This is a genomic window from Pedobacter jejuensis (assembly GCF_003725795.1).
Classification (GTDB): domain Bacteria; phylum Bacteroidota; class Bacteroidia; order Sphingobacteriales; family Sphingobacteriaceae; genus Pedobacter; species Pedobacter jejuensis.
Genome location: NZ_RBEE01000008.1, coordinates 1 through 18,126, shown reverse-complemented (window position 1 = coordinate 18,126; position 18,126 = coordinate 1). Strand labels below are relative to the sequence as shown.

The following is an 18,126-nucleotide window of genomic DNA, read 5'->3' as shown; positions in this document are numbered from 1 at the left end:
TCTTTGTAATTTTCGCTACTCATTCCCTTTCATGAAAGTAAAAATATATCCCGACGTAGTTTTTAGAACACCTAAATTCTCTTATAAATCAACACTGGTAGATTGCTGGGATGACTTGAAGGCTGCCATTTCAATTTCTTCAGATGCCTTTTATCAAACAATTAAAGATGTAACTGCAGAAGAATTGACTTTACTACCATCGAAGGTTTTTTTTACCATTTGGAAATATTATAACAGAGCAAAGTTTAGATCAACACCTTACGGAACTTTTGCCGGTTTTAGCATTCTAAATGCTGCATTTAATCCTTCAGAAACAAAAATTGTTGTTCAGGAAGATCAAACTGTTCACAAATTTATAGATTGGCCTTATAAAAATAGCCTAAATTTTTCTTTAGCCGATTTACTTAAAAGCAATTGCTTGCTCTTTGCAAATAGCTCATATTATTTTACAACTTCCAGTATCCGGTATATTGCCTGTACTGATGGATTATTTGAGTTGGCAGAAATAGATAAAGATGAATTTGTTATTCAGATTTTAGAAGCATGTTTAGTGCCAATTACAGTTACCGAGCTTATAGAAAAGCTAAATCCTCTGGATAGTAGAGAAGAAATTTTCTCTTTGCTGGAGGATATGCTTTCTTTCCAACTCTTGCTCAGCGATAATGACCCAAATATTATTGGTGAGGATTATTTTCAACGTATTGGCATCGAAAAAGATATCGATATGCCAAAATATTTAATAGCTGAACGAAAAGTGATTTCTGGTGGAATTGATGAGAAACTACTCAATAATATCCCGGGCTTAATTAATTTTATGCAGTATTTGCAACCAATTGAAGGTAGAGATGCACTTACACAGTTTATTAATAAATTCAGGAAAAAATTTGAGCAGAAGGAAATCCCACTTTCATTAGCCTTAGACCCCGAAATGGGAATTGGATATGATGAATTGGAGCAAGCTAATCAAGGTGATGATTTTGTAGCTCAGTTTTATGGCAAGCAAAATAAAAAGGATAATTCAACAAACAACTTAAAGGAAAACTTTAAAAAACTATTAGAATCTAAGGGCTTCATTTCAAAAGAAGTAATCCGGTTAGACAAGCTGAATCTTCCTTTGGCGGATAATGCAACCAAAATACCCAATTCTTTCAGCATGTTAATGTCTATTGCCGACGAAACAATCTATGTTGATCAAACAGGTGGTAGTACAGCAAATGCGCTTAGCGGGCGATTCACTTTGGCAAGTGATAAAGTTTTTCAGCATTGTAAAAATATAGCAAAGCTAGAGCAAGCAGCCAACCCGGATGTTTTGTTTTTCGATGTGGCATACATGGTTGAAACGAATGTAGATAATATTAACAGGCGTAAGCTGGTTTATGGTAAGCAATTATCTATTTTAAATTTCGATACATCTGAAGACCCCATCACAATTGATGATGTCATGCTCTCCATTCAAGGTAGTGAAGTGATATTGCGATCGAAAAAACTAAATAAAAGAATAGTTCCGCGGATGGCTTCTGCCTATAATTATTCCAGGTCAGATTTGTCTGTTTTCAGACTGCTATGCGATTTACAACATCAAAATGTTCAAACAAACCTCTCATTTTTTATAGAAAATTTATATCCTGAATTACCGTATTACCCAAAAGTTCAGTATCAAAATATCGTACTTTCTCAGCAAAAATGGCAAATTAAAAAGGAAAATATTGTTAAATTTGCTGTTTCCGAATGTATTGAATACCTAAATAAAATTGGCGTTAGCAAGTACTTTAAAGCTGGTTTATCAGATCAAACCTTATGTTTTGAGCGAGATAATGATATTGATATAAATGCCTTTATCCAATACATGCATAAACAAAATACTGTTTATCTCGAAGAGGTTATACTGCCAGAAAGTAGTGTTGTAGTTGATGAAAGTGGAAAGCCATACTTGGCACAGTTTATACTGAACCTTTACCACGAAGAAAAAATTTACGATGGCTTTGAGCATGATGATGAGTCCAAAACTGATGTAGTGCAAATCTTTCCTCCTGGAAAGGAATGGCTATATTTTGAAATTTATTGTCACCAACAACGCTCTGATTTATTGTTGAGTGGACCGATAGCTGCTTTTCTGGAAAATCATAAATTGAAAATAAAGAGCTGGTTCTTTATTAGATATAATGAGAATGGTTACCATTTGCGGGTAAGATTTCTATTAAATGATATTAAAGATGGACAAGAATTGACGACTGCTTTTGCAGATTATTTGGAAGAAGATTTGAACGCAGGCTTGATTTCTGATTTACAGCTTCGCACCTATAAAAGAGAAACACATCGATATGGTAACGATTTGATAGAGAAAATTGAAAGTCATTTTTCGGTTGACAGCAAATTCGTTTTAGCGCTTTTAGAAACCCAATTTTCTGCTAATGCTAAGTATAAAATAGTTGCTGATTTGATAGAAGTGTTGCAAAGTTCTGAATTGTTCGACAATCAAATTTTTGCCAATGTGATTAAAACCATGTCTGATTCATTTAACACCGAGCATAATTTGGAGCCGGCTGATTTCAAGAAAATAAATGCTCAATATCAAATTTACCGAAAAGCAGATGCTGAGGAATTAAACGAAAAGCAAAATGCAGCATTCGTTAGTTTTCAGCAATCATTTATTGAAATTTTAAAGGCCTGTGAAGGCACCAGAAGAGTTCAGTTGTTTAGCGATTTGTTGCATATGTATGTTAATCGTTTATTCAATAAAGACCAACGTACACATGAAATGGTTATTTATTATTTTTTGCTAAAAGATGTACAACGTAGAAACGCAATGAATAAAGTCTAATTTAATCCTGCCAACGGGTTATCAATTTCAACTTTTATTTCCGTGAAATATCTATTGATATCATCTTTATAAAATTTAAACGAATATTTGTCTTTAAAAAAGTTGTTTAAGCGTTTGTCTATATTTTCCAAACCTACATGGTGGCTTTCTAACTCCTTCTTTTTAACCTCATTAATCATATTGATGGTAGTGATGCTTAAACTCGTTTTGTCGTAGTTTATCTTTACAATTGACGGTTGTGTAGAATGTGCTATATTTCCGTGTTTAAACATGTTTTCTACTAGTGTTAATAATATAAGCGGAGGGAAACGAATGCCAAATAAATCACCCTCTATTTCTAAATTGAAATTGATGGTATTGGCAGTACGCAATTTATGTAGGTTAATAAGGTGTTCAATTTGTTCTACTTCCTCACTTAACGGAACCAACTCTGAAGCTTCTGGTCTTTTGAGCGCATAACGCATCATCTCCGAAAGATTCATTATTGCATCTGCAGCTAATGGTGCCTTCTTTCTTGCATCGTTATAAATAAAATTTAAGGTATTAAACAAGAAGTGTGGGTTAATTTGGCTACGTAAAAAGTTATTTTGAGATTGTACCAAATCATTTTCTAGAGCTTGTTTTTCTATGGTATCAACCAGGTTTTGTCTTTCAAGCTTTTGTACTCTTTTTCTTTCTATTACTGAATTTAATAGGAAAACGTATCCTGTACTGAAACCAATAAAATATATCGCTCTCCATGATACTCTTAACACATACAGGCTATTAAATATTAGCTTATTTGGATCGCCATGGTCAATAACAATGAATACCAAATAATCAATAGGATAGGCTAATGAATAATATATCAACAATTCTAATGCTACGAATGGAAGAATTAACCAAATTTTATACTTGAAATTTCTGGATAAAATTTTTCTTATTCCTGCAGCATGAAAATAGAATAGAGAAATATTTAGCAAATAGTGTAAAAAGTAATTTTCGAATGTTCCCCATTTCTGGGTAATTAAACCTGTTATAAACGCGTCATAAAGTATGAAAAAGAACCATGCTTTTATGTGAATATGATTTCGGTTATACCAGGTTTTTAAATTAAGAATGTTCATTTAAATGTGTTTTATCTACTAAAACTAGGGTTTTATCTGTAAAAATAGCGGGTTTGTGTAAAAATTTCTAGCTGATTCATTTTTCGCTGCACCTTTACATCAGTTAATCGAAACAACAATATTTAACGGCAACAATATTATATAACATGAAAACGCAAAACACAACTAAACTAAAAAAGAGCACTGCATTTGTTTTTAAAAATGTAAAAGGTCAAAACAACTTCAGTACAGATCCAACTGCAAACACAGTTTTAATCACTAACTCTTCAATGTCTAATATCTTCAACAAATAATCATATGAAAACTCAAAATATCAGCAAATTAATAAAGAGCACTGCATTTGTTTTTAAAAATGTAAAAGGTCAAAATAACTTCAGTACAGATCCAACTGCAAATACAGTTTTAATCACTAACTCTTCAATGTCTAATATCTTCAACAAATAATCATATGAAAACTCAAAATATCAGCAAATTAAAAAAGAGCACTGCATTTGTTTTTAAAAATGTAAAAGGTCAAAATAACTTCAGTACAGATCCAACTGCAAATACAGTTTTAATCACTAACTCTTCAATGTCTAACATCTTCAACAAATAATCATATGAAAACTCAAAATATCAGCAAATTAAAAAAGAACACTGCATTTGTTTATAAAAATGTAAAAGGTCAAAATAGCTTCAGTACTGATCCAACTGCAAATACAGTCTTGATCACTAACTCTTCAATGTCTAACATCTTCAACAAATAATCATATGAAAACTCAAAATATCAGCAAATTAAAAAAGAACACTGCATTTGTTTATAAAAATGTAAAAGGTCAAAATAGCTTCAGTACAGATCCAACTGCAAACACAGTCTTAATCACTAACTCTTCAATGTCAAATATTTTCAATAAATAATTTTACACTTAATAAGAATATCAATTTTTTTTAATAAATAGCACTATGAAATCTCGGAACTCTAATAAATTGAAAAAGAATACAGCATTTGTTTACAAAAATATTAAAGCTCAAAATAATTTTAGTACTGATCCTACTGCTAATACAGTTTTGATTACTAATTCTTCAATGTCTAATATCTTTAACAAGTAGTTTTAACTTCTACCAGATTTTAATAAACTACTTTGTATATAGGCGAAAAAAGCTTCTTTATAGCCTTCTCCAATCTGAATCATTTCGTTATTAACCAATCTAATAATATTGCCATCTACTTTCTTAATGGCAGCTTTAGCAACGATATTTGATTTGTTTACGCGAATAAATGCGTGATTCTCTAAAGCCTTTTCAATTTCTTTTAAAGTAAGATAAGTTGTGTTGGTTTCGGTTTTCGTAATTATCTGAATGTAATTCTGCAAAGCCCTGATATATAAAATATCATCTATCAAAATATTCGAGAAAGCATATTTATGGTCGCCCTTAATATACAAGGCTGCAACCTGGTCAGCTTCTTTCATTGAATTTTTAGCATTATTTGCTTCTTTTTTCAAAATTCTATCTATCCCTAAGGCAAATTTTGCAAACGAAATGGGTTTAAGCAGATATTGGTCTGATTGTACATCAAATGCTTGTAATGCGTAATCGGGATGTGCAGTTGTAAAAATAAGGTATTTTGCTTTTTCTCTAATGTTTTTGGCAAGGTCCAATCCGTTAATTCCTGGCATATCTATGTCCATGAATAACAAATCAATCTCATCTCCAACACTAATTTCAGTTAGGGCTTGCACAGGGCTTGTGAAGGTTTTAAACACAGTTAACCCCGGCATCTCAGCTATATGGTCAGTTAATACCTCAATAGCATGTTGTTCATCGTCAATAACAACGCATTTTAAATTCATGATGTGTACTAAGTGTGTTTGGTATGATTTGAATGCAAGTTAGCTAAAAAAAGAATTCCTTTTTATTATCAGTCGAAAAAAAAACATTATCGGATTCTACCATTTACTAAAACGGTTTTGATGTAATATTCTGGCAGGTTGATGTAAAAAATGCAACAACTAAAAGCTATTTTTTAATCTTTATTATTGTTTGCCAAAAACACATAATTGTTATGTCCAATATCATTAAAAAATATTGTGCTTTCAATTATTAAATCATCTACCTACCCATCGTTTGTGTAGCCTGTAAATAAGCTTAACAGGCCATACATACTTGGGTAAAGTAGAAGATGAAATGCAAATTAGAATTGATTTAGGTTAGAATAACATATTTATTGCTAGTAAGATTACACACACATTTACCAAAAAAATACTATCATGGAACTTAAAGACGAAATCGGTGAATTTGCCGTAAGAATCAAGAAAATGCTTCCTCAAGTTCAGTCTGAAGATTTGACAAGAAATGCTTTAGTTATGCCATTCATTCAGATTTTAGGTTATGATGTCTTCAATCCTTCTGAAGTACAATCGGAAGCTGTTTTGGATTTTGGAATTAAAAAAAGTAAAAAGGTTGATTATACCATTATGAAAGATGGTGAACCTGCCATACTTGTTGAATGTAAACACCATGAAGATAGTTTAGATATTAACGATTCTCGTTTATCAAAGTATTTTAGAAAAACTAAAGCTAAATATGGTTTATTAACAAATGGCTTAGAGTATCGTTTCTACACAGAAAAAATTATTAGAAGCAAGAAAAACCAAGAACCTCTTTTCGTTTTTAATATTAAAGATACCAAAGCAGCAACTATTGCTAAAATGTTAGAAGAGCATAAAGATTATTTCAATGTTAAAGAAAACATTGCCAGTTAAGAAATCAATTTGTTGATATAAAAAAGTCCCGATGCAAATCGGGACTTTTATTTTTTAAACCAATCTGAGTTATTAATTAAATTAACTCAACACTTCTGCTCACAAAGGCTGTTAGTTCTGCTCCTGTAAGCATTCCTTGCGCAAGCAAAGCTAAATCTATAGCTTGTTTAGCTAAATCACTTTGCTCTTGTCCTTCGGCTTTTAAAATTTTGCTAACCAATTTATGGTTTCCGTTTATAGCAACTTTGTAGTTATCAGGCATTTGGCCATAGAAATTCATTCCGCCACCCATTGCAGCCATTTCTTTCATGCGGCGCATAAATTCATCCATGGTAATGGTAACGGGCAATTCTTCAGGATGTAGAGCTACAACTTCCACTTGCATACCTGGTTTTGTAATGGCTTTTTCGAAAATTGTAGTTACTTCTTTAACCTGATCTTCAGTTAATACATGCTCATTAACTTCATCTTTTTCGATTAATTTATCAGCAACGCTTGAGTCCACTCGTTTTATAGAAGTTTTTTCTAGTTTTTGCTCTAATTGATTAATAAAGTGATTATCAATAGGCGAATCTAAAACCAATACATCGTAGTCTTTTTTGTTTGCCGATTGAATGAAAGCATCTTGTTTTGAAGCATCATTGGTGTACAAATAAACTACCGAACCGTTTTTATCTGTTTGCAAAGGCGAAACTTTTTCTTTGTATTCTGGCAAAGTAAAAAGCTCATTTTTTGTATTTCCAACTAATGCAAAATCTTTTGCTTTATCATAAAATTTATCTTCGCTAATCATTCCGTATTTAACGAACATGCCAATGTCTTTCCATTTATCTTCGTAAGATTTACGGTCTTTAATAAAAAGCTCACCTAATTTATCGGCCACTTTTTTAGTAATGTAGCTGTTAATTTTCTTCACATTGCTATCAGCTTGTAAGAAACTACGCGATACATTTAATGGAATATCTGGTGAATCGATAACGCCATGCAGTAACATCAAAAATTCAGGAACGATATCTTTAACCTCGTCGGTTATAAAAACCTGGCGAGAGTATAATTTAATTTTATTGCGTTGCATTTCAAAGTCGTTTTTCAACTTAGGGAAATACAGCACACCGGTTAAATTAAATGGATAATCTACGTTTAAGTGAATCCAAAATAATGGCTCTTCGCTAAAAGGATATAATTCGCGGTAAAAACTTAAATAATCTTCATCTGTTAACTCTGACGGTGCTTTAGCCCAAATCGGATTGGTGGTATTGATAATGTTATCAACTTCTACATCCTTAAATTTCGCTTTTCCTTCTTCATCTACACCATCTTCTACCGATTCTGTTTTGGTACCAAATTTAATCGGAACAGGTAAAAACTTAGCGTATTTGTTTAAAATTTCCTGCAGTTTAGATTCTTCCAAAAACTCTTCAGAATCTTTATTTACATGCAAAATAATGTCAGTTCCACGTGTGGTTTTCGTGCCTTCAGTAATTTCAAATTCTGTACTACCATCACAAATCCAGCGAGCTGGTTCTGCACCATCTTGATATGATAAGGTTTGAATTTCTACTAAATCCGAAACCATAAAAGCAGAATAAAAGCCTAAACCGAATTTACCTATGATTTCATTGGCATCTTTAGCATCTTTAAATTTTTCTACAAACTCGCTTGCGCCAGAAAATGCAACTTGGTTGATGTATTTTTTGATTTCTTCGGCAGTCATACCCAATCCATTATCACTAATGGTTATAGTTTTTGCTTCTTTATCTACAGCAACCTGAACCAAAGGCGCACCAATTTCTCCGTTAAACTGACCTAATGAACCCAGTCTTTTAATTTTCTGAACCGCATCTACAGCGTTAGAAACCAACTCACGAAGAAAAATCTCGTTATCAGAGTATAAAAACTTCTTAATTATCGGGAAAATATTTTCTGTGTGTATCGAAATATTTCCTTTTTCTTGTATGCTCATATTGTAAATAATTGTTTAATCTACAACGTGCATATCAAGGGTTGTTCCAAATCAATTTATTTGCCAAAATGACAGCAATAGTTTAGAGGTTAATTTCGGATGGGGGTAATGAAGTAATTTGTTAAGGTTTTAATTTTTTATAATCAATGAACTGATTTTTAAAAATTTTTGGAAAGCAAAACCTGTTTTTTAATTAGTGTTAGTCCCACTTTACGCTATAGCCCCGATAGAAAAAATCGGGGGCTGCCGCTGCAATTGGGTTTATTAAATTAAGCCTATGCTCATCTGTAAATATTTCATGCATTATTGATTAAACAAAGAAGCCAAAAAACATCTCTATTTTTTGGCTCCTGTTTATATTTCTAAGATGACTAATTCATTAGATAAGTTTCATCTTGTTCCAAAGAAAGTATTTTGCTAATCTTTTTCATTAAAACATCCATTTGAAATGGCTTAGATAGAAAATCTACCTGACCATAATTTAGAGTTGTAAAATCTTTCGGGTCATACAAACCAGAAATTAATAAAATGGGTATTTGTGAAGTACTTTCGATTGATTTTAGTTGTTCGCACAGTACACGACCGTCAATGTGTCCCAGAGAAATATCAAGTAATATTAAATCTGGATTAAAGCTTTCTATCCGATTAAATACATCTTCACCATTATTTAATGCCGAAACTTTGAATCCGCCTATTTCAAGTATTAATTGTATGGTTTCTAAAACCTCAATATCATCATCAACTACCAGTATTCTCTTCATATTCTATAAGCGCCTTATACGCTTTGTAATTATAACAAAATGATTAATGTTTAGTTTATATCTTTTTAATAATTATTTATTGTCAAACAATTTGCTTATTTCCGAGGTATGTACAAATCTTAGGCAAATCAGTTCTAGCAAAGGTCCTTTACTGAAATAGTATTGCTTACACAGATTGCTTTACAATACCTTCTTTTTGCAAAATAAAGTTATAAAGATCTTGAATTGGTTTTTGCAGAATTTTACGAACGGTAATGCCATTTTCAGCCAACACAGCTTTTAAAACATCTTGATAATAATAAGCAATAGAGCCAACGAAATGGCAGGGAACGTTTTTATAGTTAGGATAATCTTTAACATTTGTATCAACAAATTCCTGAAATCCTTTTTTTAAGATATCGTGAATAAAAGAATGTTCGTGATTATTTGCTAAAAACCGACTAAATCCAGCCAGATAAATATTTGGAAAAGGTTTTTGATATACATTGGTTATTATCTGTTCCTTTTCAGCAGGGAAGGTTTTTTTAAATTCTGCTTCCAATTCTACCGGCATTTTTTTGTACAAATAGCTTAATAGTACTTTTTTGCCAAAAAATGTTCCCGAGCCTTCATCACCCAAAACATAGCCTAAACCGTGGTGCCCTTCATGTATTTTTTTACCATCGAAGTAGCAAATATTAGAACCAGTGCCTAAAATACAATTCAAGCCTTCTGTATCGCCGCAAGTTGCATAAACAGAGCCAAGTAAATCATGCTCTACTGAAATAAAGGAATTTGTAAATACTGCCGATAAACCATTTGATACAACTTCATGCTTATCGGGTGATGAACAACCAGCACCAAAAAAATAAATCTCTTTTACATCTTTAGCCAGAGGAGCTATAACTTCGTTTTTTAAAATTATGCGACTAATATCCTGCTCATTTAAAAAATATGGGTTAATTCCTTGAGTATCAAACTTAATGGTTTCGCCATTCAAATAACCCATCCAATCGGTTTTTGATGAGCCACTATCTGCAACAAGTATCATAGCAATAAATATAAAAATTAATTGGATAAGTTAATATTTCCGCTAATTTCTTTTAGCGTTATTTCTGCAAGTTTTGCCTGATATTGTATTTCAATAAATCTATTTTGAGCATCAATCGAATTTCGCTGGGCTTCCCTTAATTCTAATGGTGCAATGCTACCCAAGCGATATTTTGCTAAAGTGATATCAAGATTCTCTTTTGCAATATCTACATTTCTCTGCTCTAACTTTACCAAATCTAAATAAGTGCTGTAATTTTGATAAGCGGTAAGCAATTGTGTGCTTACATCAAGTTTAGCCTTATCCAGGTTAAGTGTAGAATTTTCTATCTCTATTTTAGCATTTCGTTCATTTTGCCGCTGTAAAAAACCATTAAATAAATTCAAACTGGCTGTTAAACCATAAGTAAAACCATTTGCAGCAAATTTTTGGTTAAAGCCAGTAGGACTGGTGCTATTGTTTCGGCTGTAGCCAGAGTTTAAACTTACTACGGGATATCTGGCACCTTTTATTGCCTTTAAATTTAATGCAGCCACCCTTTGGTTTATAAAGGCATTTTGAACATTTGGATTTTGTTTAGCAGACAATTCAGCAAGCTCGCTATAAACCAAAGATTGGTCTGTATCTATGTTATTATCAACAGAAAAGGTAAGATTTACATTGCGAACCATTAATTGATTTAAACGCACTTTGGCAACCTGCAGCGCATTTTTTTGTTGTAAATAGTTGGATGTATCGGTATTATAATCTACCTGTGCAGTCAAAACATCTAATTTAGAACCACGACCCAGTTGTAATTTTGTCTTGGCAATTTTTTCCCTGAAAACAGAAATATCTATCGCACTATCTGCTGCAATTACTAATTTTTGTTGTCTGGCCACATCGTAATAGGCTGTTATTACATCAGAAACTGTGGTTAAAATTGCCAAACGCGAATTTATCTCACCTTGTTTTTGAAGCTCCTTTAATCTATCGTAATTGGCAAACATGGTAAAACCATCAAAAATAGTCCAGTTTAAATCTGCGTCAATATCATTGTTTGTACTTCTAGCTCCAGTAATTACTCTGTCTGCACCCGTGGCAGGTGTTTGGCGAGTGTTTTGAATACTTCCACCATTTGAATAAGTAGCAGCAAGATTTGGAAGCATGCCAGCATTGCCAATATTTGCATTATTTTTAGCTATAGTAACATTGTTCTTACCGATTTTTATATCGTAATTATTTTGCATTGCAATGGTAATGGCTTCTTGTAGCGTCAATTTTTCTTGCGCTTTTACAGCCATAGAAAAAATGCTTACAAGCAATACAAGCAGTTTAATTTTTTTAATCATTTTATTTATTTTGCTCCTTCTAAAGCTTCGTGCTCAAAGCGTTCTGCTTCTTTTAAATCTTTATTTGGTTTGTATGGTTTTGCCCAGTACGAGTAAATGGCTGGGATAACAAATAGTGTTAAAATTAAAGAAAACATTGTACCACCAACGATAACTGTACCCATACTCATTCTGCTTTTTGCTGCCGCACCTAAGGCTAATGCAATGGGTAATGCACCAATTGCAATGGCTAAACTGGTCATTAAAATTGGGCGCAAACGCGATACAGATGCTTCTCGTATGGCTTCTGGAATTGCTACTCCTTTTTCTTTTAATTGATTGGCAAATTCTACAATCAAAATACCGTTTTTGGTTACTAAACCAATAAGCATAATGGTACCAATCTGGCTAAAAATATTCCAGCTTTGACCACACAACCAGAGCGACAAAAATGCGCCAGCAACCGCCATTGGCACAGTTAGTATAATTATAATTGGGTCTTTAAAGCTTTCGAACTGTGCAGAAAGAATCAAATAAACCAGCAACAATGCTAAACCGAATGCAAAGAATGTATTGGACGAACTTTCTTTAAAATCTCGCGATTCGCCACTTAAATCTGTAGAGAAGCTTTCATCTAATACCTTTTTGGCAATTGCATCCATAGCATCTATACCTTCGCCAATACTTTTGCCCGGTGCTAAACCTGCAGAAACTGTAGCTGAAATAAAACGATTGTTACGGTATAATTGCGGTGGACTACTTTCTTCTTTCGCTGTTACAACGTTATCCAATTGCACCAAAGTTCCATTATCGCTTCTCACATATACAGAACTTAAATCTAACGGGTCTTTTCTGTCGGTTCTATCAAACTGGCCAATAACCTGGTACTGTTTTCCATTCATAAAGAAATAAGAAAACCGCTGACCACTTAAGCCTAAGTTTAAGGTTTGTGCGATTGCAGAAATAGAAACGCCTAGGTTTTTGGCCTTATCTCTGTCAATCGTTAAATTAATCTCTGGTTTATTAAATTTTAAATTTACATCCGAAACGGTGAAAGTTGGGTTTTTACTAACCTCATCCATAAACAATGGAACTTTCTCTCTAAGTTTTTCGAAATTTTGAGCCTGTATAATATAACTGATTGGTAAACCACCACGCCGACCCACAGAAATTGTAGGTTGCTGATTGACAATCGTTTTACCTTCGCTATATTTTTTGGTAATCTTAGTTAGCATGTCGGCAATCTCTTTCTGAGATCGTTCTCTATCTTCGGGATTTACCAAACCCATACGAACAAAACCGGAGTTGGTAGAACCTGCGCCACCAAAACCAGGTGAAGTAATGGTAATATTTACATTTTTTTCTGGAACAGAATCAATTACCATTTGGTTAATCTTCATGATGAACTTATCCGTGTAAGTAAATGATGAACCTTCGGGTGTGGTAACATTTATATTTATGGCACTTCTATCATCATAAGGAGCAGTTTCTTTTGGCAACACCTTCCAAAATAAGAAAATCATACCCATACAAACCAGAATAATTGGTATCGATAACCATCTTCTATCCAAGAACTTATTCAGATTAGATTCGTAAGCATCATTTAATTTAACGAAGTAGGGCTCTGTCCAATTGTAAAATTTGGATGGTTTATGTCCGCCTTTTTTCATTAAATAGGCATTCAGCATTGGCGTTAATGTTAGCGAAACAAATGCCGAAACCAGCACCGCAGCACCAATTACAACACCAAACTCTCTAAACAATCGGCCAACAAAACCTTGTAAAAATATAACCGGTAAAAATACAGCAGCAAGCGTAATTGAAATAGAAATTACCGCAAAGAAAATTTCGTTGGATCCTTTAATTGCAGCCTCAAATGGCGACATGCCTTCTTCTACCTTTTTAAATATGTTTTCTGTAACTACAATACCATCATCAACCACTAATCCTGTAGCTAATACAATGGCCAATAAACTCAATACGTTTATGGAAAAACCAAAGGCATACATGATAAAGAAGGTGAAAATTAATGATACCGGAATATCAATAAGCGGACGGAAAGCAATTCCCCAATCTCTAAAAAATAAATAAATAATAAGAATTACCAGTACCAGTGATAAACCGATGGTTTCAGCAACTTCGGTTACTGAACGCTTAATAAATAATGTGGTATCTAGCGCAACTTTTAACTTTATATCCTGAGGGATATCTGCTTTAAGCTTATCAAATCGCTTGTAAAATTCGTTGCTAATATCCAGGTAATTTGCACCAGGTTGAGGAATAATTGCTACTGCAACCATCGGTCTGCCCGATTCGCGTAATATGGTTTCTTCATTCTCAGGCCCTAAAACGGCGTAACCCACATCCTTTAACTTTATAACCTGATTGCTATCGGTTCTTAAAATTAAGTTGTTAAATTCTGTTTCGTTAGTAAGTTTACCTAAAGTTTTAACAGTTAATTCGGTTGTAGCACCAGTAATTTTGCCTGATGGTAACTCCACATTCTCATTATCCAATGCAGTTACAATGTCTTGAGATGTTAATCCGTAAGCACTTAACTTATTTGGGTCCATCCAAATTCTCATGGCATATTTCCTCTGACCCTGAATTTGAACACTACTAACTCCTGGAATGGTTTGAATTCTATCTGCAATTACGTTTTCAGCAAAATCACTCAATTCTAGCGTGTTTCTCTTATCACTTTGGATAGTCATTGATAAAATCGCATCAGAGTTCGCATCAGCTTTACTTACAATTGGCAAACCATCAATATCTCTAGGCAATGTTCTTGCGGCCTGAGAAACCTTATCACGAACATCGTTTGTTGCTTCTTCGATATTCTTATCCAAGTTAAACTCTATAGTAATATTGCTCGTTCCCTGGTTACTCGATGAAGAAATGTTTCTGATTCCATCAATTGAGTTAATGGATTTTTCCAGAGGCTCTGTAATCTGTGATTCGATAATATCGGAATTTGCACCAGGGTAAGATGTTCTTACCGATACAACAGTTGGATCGATAGATGGATATTCGCGAACGCCAAGAAAATTATAACCAATTATCCCAAAAAGGACAATCAGCAAGTTCATAACTATGGCAAGAACCGGCCTCTTTATACTCGTGGTTGAGATACTCATAATTATTGTTTAACCAAATTAACTTTAACCGGAGCGTCTTTTTTCAATGCCATAGAACCTGTTGTTAAAACGGTATCACCTACTTTTAATCCCGAAGTGATTACAATGCGATCATCAGTTCGTGTACCAGCTTCTACTTTAACCTCTTGCGCTTTACCATCTTTTTGGATGTAAACAATTTTACCTTTCAAAACTGGTATTACGGCTTCATTGGGGATTAATATAGCGTCTTCTAATGTGTTTAAAGCCAGTTTGATTTTAGCAAATGAACCTGGCAAAAGCATATTATTTGCATTCGGAGCTAAGGCTCTAATTTGTAAGGTTCTAGTTGCTGCGTTAATACCTGGCTCAATTGCATAAACTTTACCGGTATTTTGTTTTGATGAACCATCGGTGGTAAATGTGATTTCTGAACCTAATTTTATCTGACCAGCATATTTTTCGGGTACCGAAAATGTAATTTTAACCGGATTTGTACTTACTAAATTCGCGATTACAGTAGCAGGAGTTAAATACGTTCCCGATGAAATGCTTCGTAAACCAATTCTGCCACTAAAAGGTGCACGAATGGTAGTTTTGGCCAATTGGGCTCTTATTAAATTGGTTTGAGATTGAAAAGATTTCAAATCGGCAAGAGAAGTATCATATTCTTCCTGACTAATAGCACCTTTAGCCAATAACTGTTTGGCTCTGCTTTCGTTAGTGCCAGAAAGTTTTTGCTTGGTAAGTGCATCTTGCAATTGTGCTTGAATATCTCTATCATTTACTTTTACTAAAACAGCACCTTTAGATACCGAAGTACCTTCTTTAAAAAATATTCCGGTTACCAAGCCTGAAACTTCGCTTTTTAAAACAACAGATTCGTTTGCTTCGATAGCACCAGTCACTTCTAAATCGTTATCAAATTTAGATGGTTTTACAATAATACCTTCAACTGTCATTGCTGGTGCAGCTTTGCCATCCTTACCTCCTTTACCTGTGCTGGCTGCAGCACCACCTTTGCCTTCTAATTTATTATTGGCATTAATTCGATAGTAAATAAGATAGGCCAAACCTAAAGCCAAAACAACGTAAATAATATATCTTTTTTTCATTTGTATGTATGTAGTCTTTTCATCTTGTAATTAAAAATTATTCAAGAATAGCCTGTAAAAATATTCAATTAGTTTAATCATCAATTTGTTGTATTAAGGATGTTACTAAATTGGTTTTTATATGAGGCAATAATCTGTGAATAATGGATTATTTGTACAATCAACAATAAGAAGCTTATAACTGGAAATGAAACCTAACAAGTCATAATTATTTTACACCTCAAATTCTTTTTTCGTATTAAAACATCGTCAATAAATATAAATTTGTGGCAAAACACAATTTATATGTTTATTAAAAAGTCAATTTTAAGTTTAGTTGTATTACTAACATGTATTATGGCAGGTAAGGCGCAAGTAAAAATAGGTTTCGAGGTTTCCTTTAAAGAGCCTCAGGCGCATTATGCCGAGGTACAAATGAACATTTCGGGTTTGCCAAAAGATTATGTCGATGTTAAAATGCCGGTTTGGACACCGGGTTCTTACTTGATACGTGAATTTGAAAAAAGTGTAGAAGGATTTACAGCATCTGCTGCGGGCAAAAAATTAAAGGTAGAAAAGGTTAGAAAAAATATTTGGCGTGTTTTCTCGGCTAAGGCGAATGATATAAAAATTAATTATCGTGTTTATGCTTTCGAAATTTCGGTTCGAACAGCTTTTATCGATGAATCTCATGCATTTCTATCGCCAACAGGAATTTTTATGCACCCGGCGGGAATGATAAAATCGCCAAGTACTGTAAAAATTATTCCTTTTAACACTTGGAGTAAGGTTTCTACGGGCTTACCTGTAGTTGCTGGCGAAACATTTACCTATAGAGCAAGCGATTTTGACATTTTATATGATAGCCCGATTGAAGTAGGTAACCAGGATACATTTGAATTTATGGCTTCGGGCGTTCGCCATGAAGTTGCCATGTATGGCGGCGGTAACTACGATAAGGAAAAACTTAAAGTAGATATGGCTAAAATTGTAGAACAGGAAACTGCAGTTTATGGCGAAAATCCGAATAAGTATTATTTATTTATTGTTCATAATTTCGCACGTGGTGGAGGTGGTTTAGAGCATTTAAACTCCACAACATTAGGTGCAAGTAGAAATGCGTATAGCACAGAAGCTGGTTACAAGGGCTTTTTAGGTTTGGTTGCACACGAATACCACCATTTATGGAATGTAAAACGCTTACGTCCTGTAGCCTTAGGTCCGTTTGATTATGACAACGAAAATTATACCACTAACCTTTGGGTTGCCGAAGGATTTACATCATACTACGAAAATAAATACATTTTAAGAGCAGGTTTTGATGATCCGAATGGCTTTGTGAACGCACTTGCTGGTGGAATTGCAACAGTTTTAAACACTCCAGGAGCTAAAGTTCAGTCGGCTTCAGCATCTAGTTATGATGCATGGATTATCGGTTATCGCCCAAATGAAAACTCGAAAAACAATTCTATATCTTACTATAATAAAGGTGAGGTAATTGGCATTTTAATGGATTTGGAAATCATCAACGCCACCAAAGGAGCAAAGAGTTTAGATGATGTAATGAAAGCGATGTATTTACAATGCAAAACCCTTAAACGCGGTTATACTGATGCCGAATTTAAAGCGATGGTTGAGAAAATATCTGGTATAAGTTTTACAAATTTCTGGGCCAAATATGTTAATGGCGTAGATGATGCAGAATATGTTAAATATTTTGGGTATGCTGGCGTTAACGTATCTACAGAAAATGCAACACCAGATAAACCTGTAACCGGAGCATCTGGTCAATTAGGTAATGAGGGAATCACTGTAACTTCTACAACTAGAGGTTCAGCAGCATGGGATGCTGGCTTAAATGTTAACGATATTATTTTATCTCTTGACGATACTACAGTTGGCGATGCTTTAACCAACATTAAATTGCGTTCGACAATGGTTTCTTTAGAATCTTTACCAATTGTTGCTAAGAAGAAAATTGGTGATGTTTTAAAATTGAAAGTAAAACGCGATGGTCTTGAAAGGGACATTTCATTAACCTTAAAAGCAAATCCTAGTGTTCGATTAAAAGCTACTATAGATGACAATGCTTCGGCAGCACAAAAAACGGTGCTTAAAAAGTGGATGGGTATCTAATAAATAGTACAGCTTACATAAACAAAAAAATCCCGCTGAAAATAT

General features: G+C 33.7%; 13 protein-coding genes. 5 read left to right on the top strand and 8 right to left on the bottom strand.

Features of this window, described 5'->3' with window-relative positions; genetic code table 11:
• The first annotated feature begins 31 nt into the window (after nucleotides 1–31).
• On the top strand, nucleotides 32–2,821 hold the full coding sequence (locus D7004_RS05040; RefSeq protein ID WP_123204783.1) for a lantibiotic dehydratase: 2,790 nt from the start codon (nucleotides 32–34) through the stop codon (nucleotides 2,819–2,821).
• Here the strand turns inward: D7004_RS05040 and D7004_RS05035 are convergent.
• On the bottom strand, nucleotides 2,818–3,927 hold the full coding sequence (locus D7004_RS05035) for a sensor histidine kinase (protein ID WP_123204782.1): 1,110 nt from the start codon (nucleotides 3,925–3,927) through the stop codon (nucleotides 2,818–2,820). The genes D7004_RS05040 and D7004_RS05035 overlap by 4 nt on opposite strands.
• A gap of 146 nt (nucleotides 3,928–4,073) precedes the next feature.
• On the opposite strand from D7004_RS05035, the gene D7004_RS20575 reads away from it, so the two are divergent.
• Both D7004_RS20575 and D7004_RS20570 read left to right on the top strand, forming a co-directional pair.
• Nucleotides 4,074–4,220, top strand: a complete 147-nt coding sequence (locus tag D7004_RS20575) for a hypothetical protein (protein ID WP_167459418.1) — start codon at nucleotides 4,074–4,076, stop codon at nucleotides 4,218–4,220.
• Between the two features lie 155 nt (nucleotides 4,221–4,375).
• Nucleotides 4,376–4,522, top strand: coding sequence for a hypothetical protein (locus D7004_RS20570; RefSeq protein WP_167459417.1), 147 nt, complete (start codon nucleotides 4,376–4,378; stop codon nucleotides 4,520–4,522).
• A gap of 496 nt (nucleotides 4,523–5,018) precedes the next feature.
• Here the strand turns inward: D7004_RS20570 and D7004_RS05030 are convergent, their stop codons facing one another.
• Nucleotides 5,019–5,759, bottom strand: coding sequence for a LytR/AlgR family response regulator transcription factor (locus D7004_RS05030; protein ID WP_123204781.1), 741 nt, complete (start codon nucleotides 5,757–5,759; stop codon nucleotides 5,019–5,021).
• A gap of 417 nt (nucleotides 5,760–6,176) precedes the next feature.
• Between D7004_RS05030 and D7004_RS05025 the strand changes: the two genes are divergently transcribed.
• A complete protein-coding gene (locus D7004_RS05025) occupies nucleotides 6,177–6,671 on the top strand; it encodes a type I restriction endonuclease (protein ID WP_123204780.1) in 495 nt (164 codons plus the stop codon).
• 76 nt (nucleotides 6,672–6,747) lie between these two features.
• On the opposite strand, the gene htpG is transcribed toward D7004_RS05025, so the two are convergent.
• The 6 genes from htpG to D7004_RS04995 all read right to left on the bottom strand — a co-directional run bounded on the left by htpG (nucleotide 6,748) and on the right by D7004_RS04995 (nucleotide 15,966).
• The gene (gene htpG, locus D7004_RS05020; protein ID WP_208646792.1) at nucleotides 6,748–8,634 is read right to left on the bottom strand and encodes a molecular chaperone HtpG; all 1,887 of its coding nucleotides are present in this window, start codon (nucleotides 8,632–8,634) and stop codon (nucleotides 6,748–6,750) included.
• 371 nt (nucleotides 8,635–9,005) lie between these two features.
• Nucleotides 9,006–9,395, bottom strand: coding sequence for a response regulator (locus tag D7004_RS05015; protein ID WP_123204779.1), 390 nt, complete (start codon nucleotides 9,393–9,395; stop codon nucleotides 9,006–9,008).
• A 166-nt stretch (nucleotides 9,396–9,561) separates the two neighbouring features.
• Nucleotides 9,562–10,425, bottom strand: coding sequence for an N-acetylglucosamine kinase (locus D7004_RS05010; protein ID WP_244214249.1), 864 nt, complete (start codon nucleotides 10,423–10,425; stop codon nucleotides 9,562–9,564).
• A 17-nt stretch (nucleotides 10,426–10,442) separates the two neighbouring features.
• Nucleotides 10,443–11,756 (bottom strand): TolC family protein, encoded by a 1,314-nt coding sequence (locus D7004_RS05005; RefSeq protein ID WP_123204778.1) that lies wholly within the window; start codon nucleotides 11,754–11,756, stop codon nucleotides 10,443–10,445.
• Between the two features lie 5 nt (nucleotides 11,757–11,761).
• Nucleotides 11,762–14,872, bottom strand: a complete 3,111-nt coding sequence (locus D7004_RS05000) for an efflux RND transporter permease subunit (RefSeq protein WP_123204777.1) — start codon at nucleotides 14,870–14,872, stop codon at nucleotides 11,762–11,764.
• Between the two features lie 2 nt (nucleotides 14,873–14,874).
• Entirely contained in the window at nucleotides 14,875–15,966 is a 1,092-nt protein-coding gene (locus tag D7004_RS04995) for an efflux RND transporter periplasmic adaptor subunit (RefSeq protein ID WP_123204776.1), read from the bottom strand.
• A 285-nt stretch (nucleotides 15,967–16,251) separates the two neighbouring features.
• Between D7004_RS04995 and D7004_RS04990 the strand changes: the two genes are divergently transcribed.
• Nucleotides 16,252–18,081 (top strand): M61 family metallopeptidase, encoded by a 1,830-nt coding sequence (locus D7004_RS04990; RefSeq protein ID WP_123204775.1) that lies wholly within the window; start codon nucleotides 16,252–16,254, stop codon nucleotides 18,079–18,081.
• Nucleotides 18,082–18,126 lie beyond the last annotated feature (45 nt).